The organism is Actinotalea endophytica (assembly GCF_025717005.1).
Classification (GTDB): Bacteria; Actinomycetota; Actinomycetes; order Actinomycetales; family Cellulomonadaceae; genus Actinotalea.
Genome location: NZ_JAOVZU010000011.1, coordinates 1 through 17,847 on the forward strand (window position 1 = coordinate 1; position 17,847 = coordinate 17,847).

General features: G+C 70.6%; 16 protein-coding genes and 2 tRNA genes. 7 read left to right on the forward strand and 11 right to left on the reverse strand.

Annotated features, from left to right (window positions below):
* Window positions 1-850: 850 nt before the first annotated feature.
* Both OEB99_RS17020 and OEB99_RS17025 read right to left on the reverse strand, forming a co-directional pair.
* Entirely contained in the window at window positions 851-1,324 is a 474-nt protein-coding gene (locus OEB99_RS17020) for a hypothetical protein (protein WP_263578493.1), read from the reverse strand.
* A 63-nt stretch (window positions 1,325-1,387) separates the two neighbouring features.
* On the reverse strand, window positions 1,388-1,690 hold the full coding sequence (locus tag OEB99_RS17025) for a hypothetical protein (RefSeq protein WP_263578494.1): 303 nt from the start codon (window positions 1,688-1,690) through the stop codon (window positions 1,388-1,390).
* A gap of 178 nt (window positions 1,691-1,868) precedes the next feature.
* Between OEB99_RS17025 and OEB99_RS17030 the strand changes: the two genes are divergently transcribed.
* Window positions 1,869-2,057 carry a hypothetical protein gene (locus OEB99_RS17030; RefSeq protein WP_263578495.1) on the forward strand — a complete coding sequence of 63 codons (189 nt, stop codon included), beginning with the start codon at window positions 1,869-1,871 and terminating at the stop codon, window positions 2,055-2,057.
* Window positions 2,058-2,161: 104 nt separating this feature from the next.
* Here the strand turns inward: OEB99_RS17030 and OEB99_RS17035 are convergent, their stop codons facing one another.
* From OEB99_RS17035 to OEB99_RS17050, 4 genes are all read right to left on the reverse strand, one after another.
* Entirely contained in the window at window positions 2,162-2,866 is a 705-nt protein-coding gene (locus OEB99_RS17035) for a hypothetical protein (RefSeq protein WP_263578496.1), read from the reverse strand.
* Window positions 2,867-2,981: 115 nt separating this feature from the next.
* Window positions 2,982-3,052 (reverse strand) — tRNA-Gly (locus OEB99_RS17040).
* Window positions 3,053-3,131: 79 nt separating this feature from the next.
* Complete coding sequence (locus OEB99_RS17045; RefSeq protein WP_263578497.1) at window positions 3,132-5,030, reverse strand: glycoside hydrolase family 26 protein; 1,899 nt, start codon at window positions 5,028-5,030, stop codon at window positions 3,132-3,134.
* Window positions 5,023-6,555, reverse strand: coding sequence for a glycosyltransferase (locus OEB99_RS17050; protein ID WP_263578498.1), 1,533 nt, complete (start codon window positions 6,553-6,555; stop codon window positions 5,023-5,025). The genes OEB99_RS17045 and OEB99_RS17050 overlap by 8 nt, the downstream gene beginning before the upstream one ends.
* 554 nt (window positions 6,556-7,109) lie before the next feature.
* On the opposite strand from OEB99_RS17050, the gene OEB99_RS17055 reads away from it, so the two are divergent.
* Window positions 7,110-7,183 (forward strand) — tRNA-Pro (locus OEB99_RS17055).
* 54 nt (window positions 7,184-7,237) lie between these two features.
* Here OEB99_RS17055 and OEB99_RS17060 read toward each other — a convergent pair.
* Entirely contained in the window at window positions 7,238-7,498 is a 261-nt protein-coding gene (locus OEB99_RS17060) for a GlsB/YeaQ/YmgE family stress response membrane protein (RefSeq protein WP_263578499.1), read from the reverse strand.
* A 130-nt stretch (window positions 7,499-7,628) separates the two neighbouring features.
* Between OEB99_RS17060 and tig the strand changes: the two genes are divergently transcribed.
* The 5 genes from tig (at window position 7,629) to OEB99_RS17085 (ending at window position 13,096) form a co-directional block, all read left to right on the forward strand.
* Window positions 7,629-9,014, forward strand: coding sequence for a trigger factor (tig, locus tag OEB99_RS17065; RefSeq protein ID WP_263578500.1), 1,386 nt, complete (start codon window positions 7,629-7,631; stop codon window positions 9,012-9,014).
* Between the two features lie 216 nt (window positions 9,015-9,230).
* The gene (locus OEB99_RS17070; RefSeq protein ID WP_263578615.1) at window positions 9,231-9,812 is read left to right on the forward strand and encodes an ATP-dependent Clp protease proteolytic subunit; all 582 of its coding nucleotides are present in this window, start codon (window positions 9,231-9,233) and stop codon (window positions 9,810-9,812) included.
* 17 nt (window positions 9,813-9,829) lie between these two features.
* Window positions 9,830-10,504: an ATP-dependent Clp protease proteolytic subunit gene (locus tag OEB99_RS17075; protein ID WP_411910703.1), complete on the forward strand. Its 675-nt coding sequence runs from the start codon at window positions 9,830-9,832 to the stop codon at window positions 10,502-10,504.
* A gap of 102 nt (window positions 10,505-10,606) precedes the next feature.
* Complete coding sequence (gene clpX, locus OEB99_RS17080) at window positions 10,607-11,866, forward strand: ATP-dependent Clp protease ATP-binding subunit ClpX (protein ID WP_263578501.1); 1,260 nt, start codon at window positions 10,607-10,609, stop codon at window positions 11,864-11,866.
* A 54-nt stretch (window positions 11,867-11,920) separates the two neighbouring features.
* A complete protein-coding gene (locus OEB99_RS17085) occupies window positions 11,921-13,096 on the forward strand; it encodes a baeRF2 domain-containing protein (protein ID WP_263578502.1) in 1,176 nt (391 codons plus the stop codon).
* 285 nt (window positions 13,097-13,381) lie between these two features.
* On the opposite strand, the gene OEB99_RS17090 is transcribed toward OEB99_RS17085, so the two are convergent.
* The 4 genes from OEB99_RS17090 to OEB99_RS17105 all read right to left on the reverse strand — a co-directional run bounded on the left by OEB99_RS17090 (window position 13,382) and on the right by OEB99_RS17105 (window position 17,830).
* Window positions 13,382-15,160, reverse strand: coding sequence for an AMP-dependent synthetase/ligase (locus OEB99_RS17090; RefSeq protein WP_263578503.1), 1,779 nt, complete (start codon window positions 15,158-15,160; stop codon window positions 13,382-13,384).
* A gap of 293 nt (window positions 15,161-15,453) precedes the next feature.
* Complete coding sequence (locus OEB99_RS17095) at window positions 15,454-16,209, reverse strand: amino acid ABC transporter ATP-binding protein (protein WP_318011432.1); 756 nt, start codon at window positions 16,207-16,209, stop codon at window positions 15,454-15,456.
* Window positions 16,206-17,045 (reverse strand): amino acid ABC transporter permease, encoded by an 840-nt coding sequence (locus OEB99_RS17100; RefSeq protein WP_263578504.1) that lies wholly within the window; start codon window positions 17,043-17,045, stop codon window positions 16,206-16,208. Before OEB99_RS17100 ends, OEB99_RS17095 begins: the two co-directional genes overlap by 4 nt.
* Window positions 17,045-17,830: an ABC transporter substrate-binding protein gene (locus OEB99_RS17105; protein WP_263578505.1), complete on the reverse strand. Its 786-nt coding sequence runs from the start codon at window positions 17,828-17,830 to the stop codon at window positions 17,045-17,047. Before OEB99_RS17105 ends, OEB99_RS17100 begins: the two co-directional genes overlap by 1 nt.
* Window positions 17,831-17,847: the final 17 nt, after the last annotated feature.

The following is a 17,847-nucleotide window of genomic DNA, read 5'->3' on the forward strand; positions in this document are numbered from 1 at the left end:
CGCCTGCACACCGAGCTCGGCGACATCCCACCGAGCGAGCACGAGACCAACCACTACCGTCAGATCAGCACCTCGACGACCCTGGAAACCAAAGAACCGAGCCTCCACTGAACCCGGGGCGGTTCACCTGCGTGCTAGCGGTGCAGGGAGGCATCATGAGGCGCATGGGTGAGGGGCCGCGGCGGGTAGTGAAGGTGACGCGCGCCCAGGTCGCGGCCGCACAGGCGAAACTGAGTTGGATGACCGCCTCGGCAGGGCCCACGACCCGCACGTGCTCAGGATCGCCGCGGCGCTGCCCACCCCGAGACACCCCCGACCCGAACGTGGTGTCCCCCCATATGGGGCATAGGGAAGGGCCTGCCGCCTGGGGGAGCGACAGGCCCTTCCCGCCCAGCGCTACCCCGCCTACGCGGGGCTGACTGATACCCCCGAAGAGGTCCAGCGTTCGGCTACCTCCACCGCACCCACGCAGGGTTCGAGCTTGACAGGCGAAGACGGTCCCGGTCTCGCTGCCTCAAGCCGTCACCGACAGCGACAAGGCGGTTAGCATCGACTCGACGATCAGCCGCTTGTGCCGACAGGTGATGACTCTGCCCTGGGGGGCAAGGGGACCTGCCGGGTCACACGAGTCCCCACGAGTCGGTCTGGGCGGCAGGTCGGCGGAGGTGTCAGCCCCTGCCTTCTGGCGCTGCGACGCCGAGCAGTCCCTCGGCTGTCCTGTACGGGCGGAGCGTGAGGTTGTCACCGTCGGCGAGCCACCCGAGGGTGTCACGGTTCCATCGTCGGGAAAGCCGGGAGACCTCGCGGGCAGTCCCCGGGCGGGTGTCCTGCTGTCCCGCACCGGGTCGAGCTAGCGGGGACGGTCCGGCTTGTCGGACACGTCGTGATCTGAGGAAGCCCCTCGGTCGCCCGAGGCTCCGTAGATCCAGCCGATTGCGATGCCGGCCAGACCGCTGATCAAAGGGAGGTAGTCACCCGCAGTCGTGCTCGCGGTGCCGATAGCGAACGTCACGGACAACAGCAGGCCACCGACCAAGACCGCTGCCAGGGTGAGGCGCGCCCTGTCCAGGTTCCTTTCGCGTCGCAATGCCGCTCGCCTGCGAGGCTGGCCCGGATCGCTCGGCACCAGACGGTCCACGATCTCGTCGTACCGGTTCAGGTCGCCGCTCTTGGACGCCTCCAGCGCCTGCTGGAGGAGCGACCTGTTTACTTCCAGACGGAGCTTTGCGGCCTCGCGCTCTGGATCAAGGTCGCTGCTGCTGCCGTCGCCGTCGCCGTCACCAGCCGTGGCGCTGGCGCCGGTGAATACAGGTGTGCCGCTCATCGCCGACCCCCGATGACGGAATGATGATCTTCTGTGACGCCGCTGCGTCGCGGGCCCGTCGGGCTAGCTCTCCTGGTTGGGGTTGAGGACGAGACCGAGTAGGCCGGCGAAGCTGGTCGTGAACAGCCCAATCAGCACGTCCGGCGCCGTTGCATCGTTGCCGTCGAGGACCGCTACGAGGATTCCGACCATGGAGATCACCGCCAGCCCGGCCGCCGTGTACACGAGGACCCGCCAGATTTCGTTGATCACCTGGCGGCCAGGCAGCCGCAGCTGGTTGAGTTCCCTTGTCTTGTCCTCGGTGCTCAAACCCGGGTCGGAGATGACCGGTTCGATCGTCTTAACGAGTTCGTCGGTGAACTTCATGACGCCCCCTGTGCGCCAGGCCCGCAGACGCGGACACGCCCAACATCCCGCCCGAGTCGGCCGCGGGGAAGGGTCGTTCGTCCCCTATGGGTGCCGCTGGGCCCAATCTGGCACCGAGAGCTCCACCCGCCTCGACCTCACCACCCACGGGTGCTACCAGTTGTGGATCGCGGCCGGGATGGCAATCCTCGACCTCGATGCGGGCGAGTTGGTGTTCGGCACCGGTAAGGCCGTGGTGGTCGGCGTGACCTGCCCCACAGGTCACGCCACCCTCGAGGTCGGCCACGCGCACAGCTGGGACCTCCTCGCCCGCAGCGGTCCGGTCCGCTGGACCCAGGACCCGATCACCCACATCATCCCGGCCTGAGAACACCTCGGGCGGGGAGCGGAGCCTGACGCTCGACGCTCCCCGCCACCAGGGAGGGCACCACCCCGAAGGGGTGGACCAACCGGTACCGGGCACCACCCCGATCACCAGCAACCGTCGGCGACTGCCTGCGCCAGCCCGGCGTGCAGCACCCGGTAGGCCTGGGTCGCTGCGGTCTGGCCCGCGTTGCGGCGCAGCGGTCGGGCCGGTGGCAGGGAACCGCCCGTGGCCGCGAGCCAGGCCTCCCGCGCCCAGGACGGGATGCGCCCCGCGGGGGCGAGCGGTGCGCCCTGCTCGGCCGCCCAGGCACGGATCGCGGCCGCGGCCCGCTTCGGGTGCTCGGTCTGCAGGCGCCAGCGTTCGGTCTCTCGTCGGGTTGACTCGGTCATCACGGCGTGGTGCCACTCGCGCACGAGGGCGGGCGTGATCGACGCGAGGGTACGGATCCCCAGGTGCACCGTGCGTGGCTTGCCGGTGCGACCGGTGGTAGGCAGCGCGGCATCGATCCAGGTGGCCACGGACTGCAGGTACAGCGCCCGGGTGGACTCGGCGATGTCGGTGCGGGTGGCAATCCAGCCGTGCAGCCACTCGCCGAGCAGCTGTTCGCCGAGGCGCGGGTCGCGCCACTCGCCGCGGGCGATCCGGGAGACCTCCTGGGCCAGCCTCTGATCGGCCTCGGCCTTGGTGGCGAAGGTCCCCAGCGTCCGCATCGCCCCGTCCGGGCCGGTGTAGCGGGCCTGCCAGCGGCCCGAGGGAAGGTGGCGGATGGCGCCGCTGGTACGGCGACTGGCGACACGCGTTGTGGACATGGCGAGGTCCCTCCCCGGGGCCGAAGTGGCACGTTATGGCACGACGGGCCTGGAACGAGGGTCCACCGGGGGTCTGACATGGCCACCGCAGGTCTCTGACCTGCGGAAACGTCGGAGCGGACGACGGGAATCGAACCCGCGTAGCCAGTTTGGAAGACTGGGGCTCTACCATTGAGCTACGTCCGCGCGCGGCCCGGTGGGGCCGCCGCCCCAGAGTAGTGGGCTCGGCGGTCGGTCTCCCAAACGCCCCGGGCCGCGCCGTGCCTCACCCCGAGCTCTGCACCGGTTCCGGCGTCGCGGTCGGATCCGCCGTGGGATCGGCCGTCGCACTCGGATCGGGTGTCGAGCTGGGTTCGGGCGACGGGCTCGGGTCGGGCGTCGCGCTCGGGTCCGCCGTCGCGCTCGGGTCCGGCGCCGCGGTCGCCGACGGATCGCTGCTCGGACTCGGCGTCGGGCTCGGGCTCGCCGTCGCGTCCGCCGCGGTGGCGGTCGGGGACGGGTCCGGGGTGGCCGCGGCCGTCGCGGCTGCGGTGGCGTCCGGGGTCGCCTCGGCGGCGGCCGGTTCGGCTCCACCGGCGACGAACCCCGCGGCGGGATCCGTGATGCCGTCGATGAACGCCTGCAGCGAGTCGCGCCGCGAGTCGATCCGCCAGTCGTTGGTGATCCGGGTCCCGCCCGAGTACGTGGTGATCGCGTGGTTGAACCAGGCGAAGCCGATCACGTCGTCGTACTTCGGGTCGGTGAACGCGTCGAAGAACGACGTCAGCCACGCCGGCTTCTGGTCGCCGATCTCCGACGCCCCGACCTCGGCCAGCAGGATCGGTTTGCCCGGTGCGACCTCGCGCAGCTGGGCGAGTGAGCGGTCGAACGTGTACGAGAACGTCGGGGTCTGGTCGGACGCGTAGGGCGGCCGGAAGTAGCCGGACAGGCCGACCCAGTCCACGTAGTCGTCGCCGGGGTACAGGCTCGCCATGTACCACGAGCTCCACTTCGCGTAGTCGGGCAGGCGGTTGACGATGTTCGGGGCCCAGACCCAGATGACGTACGCGTTGGCACCCTCCTCCTCGAAGATGTCGTGCACGTGCCGCCACATCTTCACGTAGTCGCCCTTGCTGTTGCCGTTCTGGAAGCCGCCGCCCCAGCTGCGCTCGCCCCACGGGTACCAGGAGCCGTTCATCTCGTGGTCCAGGCGGATCGCGAGCGGCAGGCCCAGGTCGGCGACGTCCTTCGCGTACTGGTGCAGGTAGTCGTCGTACGTGCCGTTGATGATGCTCGGCAGGTTGTACGCGGCGTTGGTCGGCTGGTCGTTGCCCGCCGTGGAGTCGATCGACTCCCAGGACAGCAGGGGCATCGCGCCGCGCTGCCAAGAACGGATCACCGCGTCCGGCCGGAATGGCTTGTCCCAGCCCTGGAAGTACCCGGCGATCGTCGGCTTCACGCCCACCTTGCCCACGATGTCGTCCCACTCCGCCCAGTTGAACGGCGACTGCGTCGTGTAGAGGCCGAACTGGCGTGTGCTCGGGTGCAGGAGCTCGGCCAGCGAGGGCGTGCTCGGGAGCGCCGGCTCGGTCGGCGTCGGCGTCGGGGTCGGTGTCGCGGCGTTCTTCTCGGCGTCGATCGCGCGCTGGAGCCGAGCGTCGGCCAGGCCCTGGTAGTAGTCGGCCCGGCCGTCGGCGGCCGCCGCCTGCTCCTGGCTCGCGGCCGCGTCCTGCTCGGCCGTGGCCTTCTCCTGCCAGGCCTGCTTCGCCCGGTCGAGGGCCCAGGTGTAGCGCCCCTGCGCCGCAGCGGCGGCGCGTTCGGCCGCGGCCTTCTCGCGGGCGGCCTCCGTCTGCGCCTCGGAGTCCGCGGACCCGCTCGACGTGTCGCCGATGGACGGGTCGGTACCGGAGGAGTCCTTCGCGGCCTGCAGTGAAGCGATCTCGTCGTCGCGTGCCGCGAGCGAGTCCTGGGCGTCGGCCAGCTGCTTGTTCAGGTCGGCGACCTGCGCGGCGAGCGCCTCGGCCTCCGCGCTGGTCAGGGCGGCACCGGTGGCCGGGCCGCCCGGCGAGAGCCAGACCGTGACGCTGACCACCGCGAGCAGCATGCCGATGGCCGTGGTCGCGACCCGCGACCGGCGGGAGAGCCGGCCGCCGGCCCACCACTGACGTGTTCCACGACTAGACATAGAGGAGTACCTCCAGACCGATGAGGACGGCACCGATCAGATACGGGATCGCAGCCAGGGGGTTGGGTCCACGACGCGTGGGCGCCGGCGCGGTGGCGGCAGCGGCGCGGAGCGTCGTGCGGGTGGCAGTGCGGGTGGCGCCCTGGGGCTCGGCGAGGGCGACCGTCCCGCGGTCCACCACGTCGAGCGGGGCCGTCCCGCGCTGGTCGTCCAGCTCGGCCAACCAGTCCTCGGCGCCGCCGCTGACCCGGAGCGCACCGGGGTCGGTCAGGCTCTCCCGGCCCGCGTACGCACCCGCCCGGGTACCCCAGCCGGCCACGTGCCCCATCCGGAAGAAGCCGAAGAGCCGGATCGGCATGAGGAAGAAGGTCGAGACGATGATGAACACCGGCAGCCGGAGGAAGTCCGTCGGCACCTCCTGCAGGTGCCGGATCTGCCGGATCGCCATGCTGAGCACCGACGACAGGATCATCAGCGTGATGACGGCGGCCCAGCCGACCTCCTGGCCGTAGGTGGCCAGCATCGCCTGGTAGAAGTTCACGCCGGTGTGCGACACCGCGCGGTAGACCCAGCCGCCGATCGTGCCGAGCAGCAGGAACGGCAGCAGGATGTCGGCCACGAAGAACACCGCCAGCACCGGGGCGTGCCCGACCATCCAGGGCAGCATCCGCAGCGTGTTGTACTGGCTGCCGCGCGCCCAGCGCAGCTGCTGCTTGGTGAGCTTGCGGACTTTCAGCGGGGCGTCCGTGTACACCAGGCTGGTGTGCTGGTAGACGGTCCGGAAGCCTTCCTTCAGCACGAGGTTCGTCAGCGTCCGGTCGTCGGAGATCTCGAGGAAGACCCCGAGGAACTTGTCGGTCATGAACCGGTCCATGACGCGCACCAGGAGCTCGCGGCGGAACGCGATCGTGCGTCCGGGCAGGCACCCGACCTGGCCGAGCGTGCTCTGGGCGGGCATCGAGTACAGCGAGCGGGTGTTCTCCAGCCAGTCGGCCCAGCGGGTGATCCAGGACCGGCTCGGCTCGAGGATCCGCTGGCGGGTCGTGACCCCGCCGACCCGTGCGTCCGCGAACGGCTTGACCAGCTCGGTCAGGGTGCCCGGCGTCCAGACCGTGTCGGAGTCCACCAGGACCGTGATCTCCCCGGCCGAGAGCAGGGTGCCGATCCGGACGGCGTTGCGCTTGCCGGGCACCGTGGTGTGCACCCAGCGGACCAGCGGCGCGAACTCCTCGCTGACCTGCTCCAACGTGGGGTTGCGGGCGCCGTTGATCACGACGATCACCTCGTCGGGCCGCTGCTCGCAGATCCGGCCGAGCACGTCGCGGAACAGGTCCTCGGGCTCGTCCACGACCGGCACCACGACGCTCGTGGTCGTGGAGTGCGGCTCGGTCCAGGGCCGGTAGCGGCGGGAGAGCACCACCTTGGTGAGCCACAGGGCCCAGACCAGCGCGCTGAAGAACGCGAACAGGTAGTACTCGTCCTGGTCCGCCAGCATGTGGCGGACCTGGAGCAAGAAGATGAACATCCCTGCCTCCACGGGCGCGCGAGGTGTCACCGCCGCCGCGGGAGCGACGGTGGGATCGACATCGATGGGGACCGGCCGGAGACGGTCGGTCGTGGAGCGGCCCGGCCGTGCCGGTGCGTCGCTCTGCGTTGTCCTGTGATGCGGACCGGGGGTTCCGAGGTCGCGATCCTCGTCACCCGTTCGGGTGAACGCGGCGTGTGACTGACCGTCGCGTCCCTGTGTGACACACCGTGCGGGACGATCACGGGTGGCGCAAGACGGCAATCGGCCACTCGGGGGAGGCGTCTCCCGAAATGTCCGGTTCGCCAGCACGGGGGACATTCCGGCGATGCCCGCCGGTAACAGAAACGTCACTCCACGATGCGAGACATCGGGCGGTGCCGGTGGGGCGGCCGGCGCTGACAGCGTGGGCGGCCCGCGCGTGACTGGCACGCGACCGGGCGAGTCGGGCGCGGGCTCGATCCGGCCACCGGCAGGTGGTGCGCTCGGCCGCCGGCGGCTGCCGGCGTGCCCGAGTGACCGATCAGGCTGATCGCCGACTACGCTGCGGCCGACGGGATGTGGCGCAGGTTGGTAGCGCGTCCGCTTTGGGAGCGGAAGGTCGTGGGTTCAAATCCCGCCATCCCGACTCTCGGACGAGCGAGAGCGAGGCAGGTGCCGCGCACCTGCCGACGATGCCTCGTCAGGCGGAGCGGCGGCCGCCGAAGAACCGCCAGGCGGCGGTGACGATCACGGCACCGACCACGGAGCCGATGATCCCCGACGGCCGCAGCGCGAGGCCGTCCCCGGCGAGCAGGCTCGCGAGCAGACCGCCGACGAACGAGCCGACCAGGCCGCTGACGATCGCCATGGTCCAGTCGACGCCCTTGCGCGAGCGCCCGAGCAGGAGCTGCGCCGCGGCGCCGACGAGCATGCCGAACAGGATGATCCCGAGGATGAGCACGTTCGTACCGTAGTGCCACGGGTGCTCCGTGGTGGTAGGGGTGCTCGCGTGCCGTAGGATCGGTGGGCCGTGCGCGCCGTTTCGTCGCGCCCGCGGACCTTCGACCACCACCCATCTGGAGACCACTGCTGTGAAGAGCGACGTCGAGACCCTGGACGCCACCACGGTCAAGCTCACCGTCGAGGTGACCGGGGAGGAGCTCAAGCCGAGCATCGACCACGCTTACCAGGCGATCGGGAGCCAGGTTCAGGTGCCCGGATTCCGCAAGGGCAAGGTCCCGACCCGGATCATCGACCAGCGGATCGGCCGCGCTGCCGTGGTCGAGCAGGCCGTGAACGAGGGCATGGCGACGTTCTACCGCCAGGCCGTCACCGAGGCCGACCTGCGCCCGCTCGGCCAGCCGGAGATCGAGGTCACCGAGCTGCCCGCGCTGAACGACCCGGCCGCCGGCATGACCTTCACCGCGCAGGTCGAGGTCCGCCCCGAGATCACCCTCCCGGAGCTCGACTCGCTCACCGTCACGGTGGACGGCGTCGAGGTCACCGAGGACGACGTCGCCGAGCGCCTCGACGCGCTGCGCGAGCGGTTCGGCACCCTGGTGGGCGTCGACCGTCCGGCGGGGGACGGCGACTACGTGGTCCTGGACCTGACCGCCACCGCCGGCGAGGAAGAGATCGACGCGGTCAGCGGCGTCTCCTACCAGATCGGCTCCGGCAACCTGCTCGAGGGTCTCGACGAGGCGCTGCTCGGCCTGTCGGCCGGGGAGACCACGACCTTCGAGACCGCGCTCGCGGGTGGCGAGCACGCCGGCGAGAACGCCGTGGTGACCGTCACCACGACCTCCGTGAAGACCCGCGACCTGCCCGCCGCGGACGACGACTTCGCCCAGCTCGCCTCCGAGTTCGACACGCTCGACGAGCTGCTCGAGGACCTCAAGGTCCAGGTCGCCGCCGCCAAGGCGAACAACCAGGCGGTGCAGGCGCGCGACAAGCTCCTCGAGGCGCTGCAGGAGGCCGTCGAGATCCCGGTCCCGACCGGCGTGGTCCAGGCCGAGGTGCACCGCCACCTGGAGTCCGAGGGCCGGCTCGAGGACGACGAGCACCGCGCCGAGGTCGAGGCCGACGCCACCAGCACGCTGACCCAGCAGATCCTCCTCGACGTCCTCGCGGAGAAGCTCGAGGTCAAGGTCTCCCAGAGCGAGCTGGTCGACTACCTGGTCAACGCCGCGCAGCAGTACGGCATGGACCCCAACCAGTTCATCCAGACCGTCGACCAGCAGGGCCAGCTCCCCGCGATGATCGGTGAGGTCGGCCGCTCGAAGTCCATCGCCGTCGCGCTCCGGCACGTCACGGTGACCGACTCCTCGGGCACCGTGGTCGACCTGACGCAGTTCATCGGCACGGACGACGAGCCGGTCGCCGACGCCGTCGCCGAGCCTGCTCCCGAGCCGGCCGACGAGCCTGCCGAGGACGCTGCCGAGGACGCTGCCGAGCCGGCCCCGGCCGACGAGGCCTGACCTCGCGCCACGACGGCCCCGCCCCGTTCCGGGTGCGGGGCCGTCGGCGTTCCACCACCCGGGGGTCGTGTGGTGCGCCGACAGCGAAACCCGTCCGGAGCGCGCGTGGCGGCGAGCCGCCCCGGGTTAGGGTCCAGGAGCACGTTGACCCAGCGGAGGAGAACCGTGAACCAGTTGCCGACCACCCCGCGCGATGCCCGGGGCGAGGGGCCCCAGATGGGCGGCCTCAACGACCACATCTTCAACCGGCTGCTGCGCGAGCGGATCATCTGGCTCGGCTCGGAGGTCCGTGACGAGAACGCCAACGCGATCTGCGCGCAGATGATGCTGCTCGCCGCGGAGGACCCGGACAAGGACATCTGGCTGTACATCAACTCCCCGGGCGGCTCGATCACCGCGGGCATGGCTATCTACGACACCATGCAGTACATCCAGCCCGACGTCGCCACCATCGCGATGGGCATGGCGGCCTCGATGGGCCAGTTCCTGCTCTCCTCGGGGGCCAAGGGCAAGCGGTACGCGACGCCGCACGCGCGGGTCATGATGCACCAGCCCTCGGGCGGCATCGGCGGCACCGCGACCGACGTCCGGATCAACGCCGAGCTCATCCTGCACATGAAGCGCGTGCTGGCCGAGCTCACCGCCGAGCAGACCGGCAAGAGCCTCGAGCAGATCAACCGCGACGCGGACCGCGACCGTTGGTTCACCGCGGACGAGGCCCTCGAGTACGGCTTCATCGACCACGTCGTCACGCACGCCGGTTCCGTCAGTGGCGGCGGCGGCACGTCCGCCCGCTGAGGGAACAAGGAGAGAACATGAACGACTTCCTCGCCCGTGCCGAGCGCCTCGGTGGCGGTCGCGCGATGCCCTTCGGTGCGCCGTCGTCGCGCTACGTCCTCCCGCAGTTCGAGGAGCGCACCGCCTACGGCTTCAAGCGCCAGGACCCCTACACCAAGCTGTTCGAGGACCGGATCATCTTCCTCGGCGTCCAGGTCGACGACGCGTCGGCGGACGACATCATGGCGCAGCTCCTCGTCCTGGAGAGCCAGGACCCGGACCGCGACATCACGCTCTACATCAACTCTCCGGGCGGCTCGTTCACCGCGATGACCGCGATCTACGACACGATGCAGTACATCAAGCCGCAGATCGCGACCGTGTGCCTGGGTCAGGCCGCGTCCGCCGCGGCCGTGCTGCTCTCCGCGGGCACCAAGGGCAAGCGGCTCGCGCTGCCCAACGCGCGCGTGCTCATCCACCAGCCGGCGATGGAGGGTGGCGGCTACGCCCAGGCCTCCGACATCGAGATCCACGCGAACGAGCTGATCCGGATGCGTGAGTGGCTCGAGGAGGTGCTGGCCAAGCACACCGGGAGGCCGCTGGAGCAGGTCCGCAACGACATCGAGCGGGACAAGATCCTCTCCGCCGAGCAGTCGCGCGACTACGGCCTGGTCGACCAGGTGCTGGAGAGCCGCAAGGCGCCGACCCTCTGACGGGGACCCATTCGGAGCAGACACACGTGGTGTCCGGCTGACAGGCGGGCCGCCGTGGTGTGCAATGGTCTTTGACACGGGTCGAACGGGAGAGGAGGCGTCGTGGCGCGGATCGGTGACGGTGCCGACCTGTTGAAGTGCTCTTTCTGCGGCAAGAGCCAGAAGCAGGTCAAGAAGCTCATCGCCGGGCCCGGCGTCTACATCTGCGACGAGTGCATCGACCTGTGCAACGAGATCATCGAGGAGGAGCTCGCCGAGGCCACCGAGGTCGGCATGGTCGAGCTCCCCAAGCCGCGCGAGATCTTCGACTTCCTCGAGCAGTACATCGTCGGCCAGGAGGCGGCCAAGCGGTCGCTCGCCGTGGCGGTCTACAACCACTACAAGCGGATCCAGGCCGGTGAGCCGAAGGACGCCGACGCGGTCGAGCTCGCGAAGAGCAACATCCTGCTGATCGGCCCGACGGGCTGCGGCAAGACGTACCTCGCGCAGACCCTCGCGCGGATGCTCAACGTGCCGTTCGCGATCGCCGACGCGACCGCGCTCACCGAGGCCGGCTACGTCGGTGAGGACGTCGAGAACATCCTCCTCAAGCTCATCCAGGCGGCCGACTACGACGTGAAGAAGGCCGAGACCGGGATCATCTACATCGACGAGGTCGACAAGATCGCCCGGAAGTCGGAGAACCCGTCGATCACGCGCGACGTGTCGGGTGAGGGCGTCCAGCAGGCGCTGCTGAAGATCCTCGAGGGCACCACGGCCTCGGTGCCGCCGCAGGGTGGGCGCAAGCACCCGCACCAGGAGTTCATCCAGATCGACACGACGAACGTGCTGTTCATCGTGGCCGGGGCGTTCGCCGGGCTCGACGAGATCATCGCCGCGCGTGCCGGGCGCAAGGGGATCGGGTTCGGCGCTCCGCTGCACTCCGCGGACGACACCGACGTCTACGGCGACGTGATGCCGGAGGATCTCCTCAAGTTCGGTCTGATCCCGGAGTTCATCGGTCGTCTGCCGGTCATCACGACGGTGTCGCCGCTGGACCGCGCCGCGCTGGTGAAGATCCTCACCGAGCCGCGCAACGCGCTGATCAAGCAGTACAAGCGGATGTTCGAGATCGACGGCGTCGAGCTCGAGCTGACCACGGACGCGGTCGAGGCGATCGCCGACCAGGCCCTGCTGCGCGGCACCGGTGCCCGTGGCCTGCGGGCCATCCTCGAAGAAGTGCTCCAACAGGTGATGTTCGACGTGCCGAGCCGGGACGACGTGGCACGCGTCGTGGTGACCCGTGATGTCGTGCTCGACAACGTCAACCCGACGATCGTGCCGCGCGAGACGAAGCGGACTCCGAAGGAGAAGTCCGCCTGACGGGCGCGTCGCGACCGGTCGTGGGCAAGTGACAGTGCCGACGAAAGGTGTGCGATGAAGCTGGACTCGCTCAAGCCCCTGCTCGACCACGAGGGCGCACTCACCACGGTGTGCATCGACGTGACCAAGCCCGACGAGGTGGGGGACCGCGAGATCCGGAACCGCTGGGGTGCGCTCAAGCGATCCCTCGAGCACCAGCAGGCACCACCTGAGTCGGTTGCGGCGATCGCCGAGGTCGTGCTCCGCCCGACGCACGTGCCCGGCCCGCACGGGCGCTTCGTCGTCGCATCCGGGACGGAGATCCTGTTCGACCGGGTGCTGGCCGACGCGCCGGCCCGCGAGGAAGCCTTCCACGCCGGCGTGCCGTCGCTGATGCCGGCTGCGCAGGCCATCGACGAGGCGGTGCGCTACCTGCTGGTCGAGACGGACCGCAACGGCGCGGACCTCACCTGGTCGGGGATCGACATCCCGGACGAGCAGGTCGTGGGCGGTCACGACGTGATGCACAAGGTGCACGCGGGCGGTTGGTCGCACCGCCGGATGCAGACCCGCGTGGAGGACTCGTGGGAGCGCAACGCCGAGGCCGTCGCGGACGAGCTGGACAAGCTCGTCGCCGCGCACCACCCCGAGGTCGTGCTCATCACGGGCGACGTCCGAGCGGTGTCGATGATCCGGGACGCCGTGGGCAAGCACTGCGCCGAGGTGCTCGTCGAGGTGCCCGGCGGTTCACGGGCCGACGGCGTCAAGGCGGACGTGTTCGCGGGCCGGCTGCACGAGGCGATGGAGGCGTTCCGCGCGCGCCGGCGCGACGTCGTGCTCGACCGCCTCCGCGAGGCCCTGGGTCGCGGCGACGGCGGCGTCACCGCGCTCGCCGACGTGGTCGAGGTGCTGCGCCGTGGTCAGGTGGCCGAGCTGGTGATCCTCGAGAACGCCGCAGGCGTGCCGGCCCCGCTCGGCGAGCGCCGGCTGTGGGTCGGCTCGGACCCGCTCGCGATCGGGATCCGCCGAAGCGAGATCGAGAGCCTCGGGCAGGAACCCACCCAGGTGCGGGCCGACGTCGCGCTGCTGCGTGCCGCGGTCGCCCAGGACGCGGGCGTCACGTTCGTCGAGGAGGGCAGCGTCGCGCTGATGGACGGTCTCGGCGCGCTGCTGCGCTGGACCGACCCGGCGACACCGCACGAGGCGGCGCCGAGCTACGGGGCCGACCACGGGCGGCGCCGGGCGCCGTGACGATCGGGCCGGGCGCCCTGTCGACGACGGGGTGCCGGGCGCCGTGACGTTCGGGCCGGGCGCCCTCCGGACGAGGGGGTACCGGGCGCCGTGACGATCGGGCCGGGCGCCCTCCGGACGACGGGGCGCCGGGCGCCGTGACGATCGGGCCGGGCGCCCTCCGGACGACGGGGCGCCGGGCGCCGTGACAATCGGGCCGGGCGCCCTGCCTACGACGGGGCGCCGGGCGCCGTGACAATCGGGCCGGGCGCCCTGCCTACGACGGGGCGCCGGGCGCCGTGACGATCAGGGCTGGTAGATCGCCTCGATCTCGGCCGCGAAGTCGTGCAGCACGGCCGCCCGCTTCACCTTGGTCGACGGGGTGAGGTACCCGTTCGCCTCGGTGAAGTCGAGGTCGAGGACCTTGATCTTCCGGATCGACTCCGCGCGGGACACCGCCTCGTTGGTGCGCGTCACCGCGCGGTCGAGCGCTGCGAGCACCGCGTGGCTGCGGGCGGCCTCGGCGACCGTCATCTCGGGCAGCCCGTGCCCGGTGAGCCAGCCGGGGAGCATGTCGGCGTCCAGCGTGAGCAGCGCCCCGATGAACGGCTTGCCGTCGCCGACCACGACCACCTGGCTGACCAGGGGGTGACCGCGCAGCCGGTCCTCGAGCACCGCGGGCGCGACGTTCTTGCCACCCGCGGTGACGATGATCTCCTTCTTGCGGCCCGTGATCGTCAGGTAGCCGTCATCGTCCAGGGCGCCGAGGTCCCCGGTGTGGAACCATCCGTCGACCAGTGCGGTCGCGGTCGCCTCGGGGTTGTTGTGGTACCCGCGGAACACGTGCGCGCCGCTGACCTCGATCTCGCCGTCGTCGGCGATCCGGATGCTCGCGCCCGGGAACGGCGGACCCACGGTCCCGATCTTGGACTTCGCGGGCATGTTGACCGCGGTCGGGGCGGTGGTCTCGGTGAGGCCGTAGCCCTCGAGCACCCGCAGACCGATGCCGCGGTAGAAGTGGCCGAGCCGCTCGCCGAGCGGCGCCCCGCCGGAGATCGCCCACCGCGCCGACCCGCCGAGCGCGGCGCGCAGCTTGTGCAGCACGAGCGTGTCAGCGACCTTGAGCCGCAGGCGCAGCATCGCGCTCGTCGAGGAGTCCAAGGACTTGGAGTAGTCGATCGCGGTGCGGGCCGCCCAGCGGAAGAGTCCGAGCTTGACCTTGCTGGTCGCCGCCTTCTGCTCGGCCGAGTTGTAGACCTTCTCGAACACCCGCGGCACCGCGAGCAGGTAGGTGGGCTTGAAGCCCGCGAGGTCGGCGAGCAGGTTCTTGATGTCCGGGGTGTGGCCGAGCACCGAGTCCGACGCGACGCACATCACCTCGATGTAGCGCGCGAACACGTGCGCCAACGGCATGAAGAGCAGGGTCCGGGCGCCCTCGTGGTGGACGACCTCGGGCAGGCCGACGGTGCCCTCGAGCGAGAGCGAGGTGAAGTTGCCGTGGGTCAGCTCGGCGCCCTTGGGGCGGCCCGTGGTGCCCGACGTGTAGATGATCGTCGCGAGGTCGTCCGCGGTCGCGAGCTTCGAGCGGCGCTCGATCTCGGCGTCGTCGATCGAGCGTCCTTCCGCGACGAGGGTCTCGATCGCGTCCTCGTCGATGACCAGGATCGGGACGTCCACAGCGGCCTTGGTGGCGGCGGCGTGCGCAGCGGTCTCCACGACCGCGAGGCGCACCCCGGCGTCGTTGAGGATCCAGGCGATCTGGTCGCTCGAGCTCGTCTCGTACACCGGCACGGGCACCGCGCCGGCGGCCCAGATCGCGAAGTCGAGCAGGGTCCACTCGAACCGCGTGCGGCACATGATGCTGACCCGTTCCCCGGGCTCGATGCCCCGTGCCACCAGTCCGCGGGCGACCGCGTTCACCTGGTCGACGAAGGCGCGGGTGGACATCGTCGTCCACGAGGCGCCGATCTCGGACTTCCGCTCGCAGAACGTGCTCTGCGGCGCTCGGGCGAGGCGATCGGCGAGCAGCCCGGGGATCGACGGGAGGTCGGGGTCGATGAGACTGGGCGAGGTGGCGGTACGCACGTGGACTCCTGGGGGTGTGCGGCCCACGATCGGGCCTGCTCGACCCTAGCGTGCCGGGGGTGCGCTTCGGGCGGCCCGGGCGCCGCGGGGTAGCGAGGTTGTAGCCCTGGCCCGGCGCGACGAACGGAACCCAGGCAGAGGTCCGCCGAGCGCAGGACCCCAGGCGTCGCAGCGCCCCGGGGCATCAGACGTCGTGGGGTGCGGGGCGCCTCGGGCGTGGCGCCCGGAGCGGAGAACCGGAGGGGTGGCGCGTCCCGTGGGGCATGGCGGGGTTCGGGTGGTGCCGCGGATCCTCAGGCGTCGTGGTGGTGCGTGGGGTCGAGGACCCGGGCGAGGAACGTCTTCGTCCGCTCCTCGGTGGGCGCGCCGATCACGGTGTCCGGCGAGCCCTGCTCGACGATCACGCCGTCGTCCATGAAGACGACCCGGTCGGCGACCTCACGCGCGAACGCCATCTCGTGCGTGACGACGAGCATCGTCATGCCGGCGTCGGCGAGGTCACGCATCACGGCGAGCACGTCACCGACGAGCTCGGGGTCGAGCGCCGAGGTCGGCTCGTCGAAGAGCATGAGCGCCGGGTCCATGCTGAGCGCCCGCGCGATCGCGACACGCTGCTGCTGACCTCCGGAGAGCTGGCCGGGCATCGAGGTCTCGCGGTCGGCGAGCCCGACCTGCGTGAGGTTGCGGCGGGCGACCTGCTCGGCCTCCTCGCGCGGCCGGCGCAGCACCTGGCGCTGGGCGAGCGTGCAGTTGTCGAGCACGTTGCGGTGCGGGAAGAGGTTGAACTGCTGGAAGACCATGCCGACGTGGGTCCGCACGGCGTCGATGTCGACGTCCGGGTCGGTGACCTCGGTGCCGAGCACCTCGACGGTGCCTCCGGTCGGCTGCTCCAGCAGGTTGACGCAGCGCAGCAGGGTGGACTTGCCGGAGCCGGACGGCCCGATGACGCAGACCACCTCACCCTCGGCCACCTCGAGGTCGATCCCCTTGAGGACCTCGCGCTCACCGAAGGACTTGTGCAGGTCGGTGATCCTGACCACCGCGCTCATACGTGCCCCTTCGAGCCGGTGGTGCGTTCGAGGTGCCGGGTCAGCGCCGACAGCGGGATGGTGATCAGCAGGTACGCGATGCCGATCACGAGGATCGAGGTCAGGCCACCCCCCGCTGAGCTGAGCGCTGTCCGGCCCACCTTGGTGAGCTCGTAGTCGGTCGTGGCGAGACCGAGGCCGAAGACCAGTGAGGTGTCCTTGAGCAGCAGCACGATCTCGTTGGTCAGTGGCGGCAGCACCATCCGGAAGGCCTGCGGGATGACGATGCGCCGCATCGTGGCGCCCGACGACATGCCGAGCGAGCGCGCTGCCTCGACCTGGCCCTTCGGCACGGCCTGCAGGCCGGCCCGCACGGTCTCGGCGATGTAGGCCGCGGACACCATGCCGAGCGCGAGGCTGATCTGCAGCAGCACTGAGCTGAACCGGATCTCGAAGGCGGTCGGGATCGCGTAGCCGTAGGCGAACACGACGAGCAGCGCGGGGATCCCGCGGAAGAACTCGATGTACCCGGTGGCGAGCGCCCGCCAGACCCGGATGCTCGACAGCTTCATCAGCGCGAGCGCCGTGCCGAGCGTCAGACCCACCGCGAACGCGCCGAGCGTGTACATCACGGTGTTCAGGGCCGCGCGGGGGATCGCGGGCAGGATCGCCTTGATCGACTCGGGGTTGAGGAAGACCTCCGCCACCCGATCCCACTGCGTGGTGACGACGATCACCAGGCCCAGCACGATCAGGATCCCGTACTGGATCCGCCGGGACAGCTCAGCCCGCCGACGCGGGCTCATCCGAGCCCGGGCCGCGAGTGCGGCCCGGGCGTCGGACGACGCGCTCGTCATCAGTTGGACGGCGCGGTGCCGATGTAGGTGGTGTAGATGTCGTCGTAGGTGCCGTCGCTCTTGATCCGCTCGAGCGTGGCGTTGACGGCGTCGAGCAGCGCGGTGTTGCCGGTCTTCACGCCGAAGCCGTACTGCTCACCGGTCGGGAACGTGGCGCCGACCTCGAGGGAGTCGTCGACGAACGGGCCGAGGACCGCGATGTCGTTGATGATCGCGTCGACGGTGCCGCCGCGGAGAGCCTCGACCTGGAGCCCGAGGTCCTCGAACTGGACGGTCTTGAGGCCCTGCTCGGTCGCCCACTCCTCACCGGTGGTGGCGGCCTGGACGCCGACGGTCTTGCCGTCGAGCGACTCAACGCTGTTGAGGCCCGAGCCGGCGGGGACGAGCAGGCCCTGGTCGGCGTCGAAGTACGGGTCGGAGAAGTCCATCTTCTCCTCGCGGACGTCGGTGATCGTGATCCCGGAGGCGACGAGGTCGCAGTTCCCGGCGTCCAGGTCCGCACCGGACTGGATGCCCTCGAACGGGGTCACGATGGTCTTGAGCTCGACACCCAGGTCGTCGGCGACCTCCTGGACGATGGCGATGTCGAGGCCGACGATGGCGCCGTTCTCCTCGTACTCGAACGGCTCGTACGGCGGGTTGGTGCACACCGTGAGGGTGCCGGGGGTCAGCAGCTCGACCCCACCTTCGCCGGTCGCCGCGCCGTCGGACGCGGTGGACGAGCAGGCGGTCAGGGCCAGTGCCGCGACGGCGGCGAGGGAGAGGGCGCGGGTCAGCCGGGCCATGGGGGTCCTTCCAGGGA

Excerpts from the sequence above, each read along its gene's own strand:
- OEB99_RS17070 (WP_263578615.1), top strand. The coding sequence starts at position 9,231 with ATGGGCGGCCTCAACGACCACATCTTCAACCGGCTGCTGCGCGAGCGG.
- OEB99_RS17095 (WP_318011432.1), bottom strand. The coding sequence starts at position 16,209 with ATGAGCGCGGTGGTCAGGATCACCGACCTGCACAAGTCCTTCGGTGAG.
- OEB99_RS17075 (WP_411910703.1), top strand. The coding sequence starts at position 9,830 with ATGAACGACTTCCTCGCCCGTGCCGAGCGCCTCGGTGGCGGTCGCGCG.
- OEB99_RS17050 (WP_263578498.1), bottom strand. The coding sequence starts at position 6,555 with ATGTTCATCTTCTTGCTCCAGGTCCGCCACATGCTGGCGGACCAGGAC.
- OEB99_RS17035 (WP_263578496.1), bottom strand. The coding sequence starts at position 2,866 with ATGTCCACAACGCGTGTCGCCAGTCGCCGTACCAGCGGCGCCATCCGC.
- OEB99_RS17100 (WP_263578504.1), bottom strand. The coding sequence starts at position 17,045 with ATGACGAGCGCGTCGTCCGACGCCCGGGCCGCACTCGCGGCCCGGGCT.
- OEB99_RS17020 (WP_263578493.1), bottom strand. The coding sequence starts at position 1,324 with ATGAGCGGCACACCTGTATTCACCGGCGCCAGCGCCACGGCTGGTGAC.
- OEB99_RS17105 (WP_263578505.1), bottom strand. The coding sequence starts at position 17,830 with ATGGCCCGGCTGACCCGCGCCCTCTCCCTCGCCGCCGTCGCGGCACTG.
- OEB99_RS17045 (WP_263578497.1), bottom strand. The coding sequence starts at position 5,030 with ATGTCTAGTCGTGGAACACGTCAGTGGTGGGCCGGCGGCCGGCTCTCC.
- OEB99_RS17025 (WP_263578494.1), bottom strand. The coding sequence starts at position 1,690 with ATGAAGTTCACCGACGAACTCGTTAAGACGATCGAACCGGTCATCTCC.
- OEB99_RS17085 (WP_263578502.1), top strand. The coding sequence starts at position 11,921 with ATGAAGCTGGACTCGCTCAAGCCCCTGCTCGACCACGAGGGCGCACTC.
- OEB99_RS17030 (WP_263578495.1), top strand. The coding sequence starts at position 1,869 with ATGGCAATCCTCGACCTCGATGCGGGCGAGTTGGTGTTCGGCACCGGT.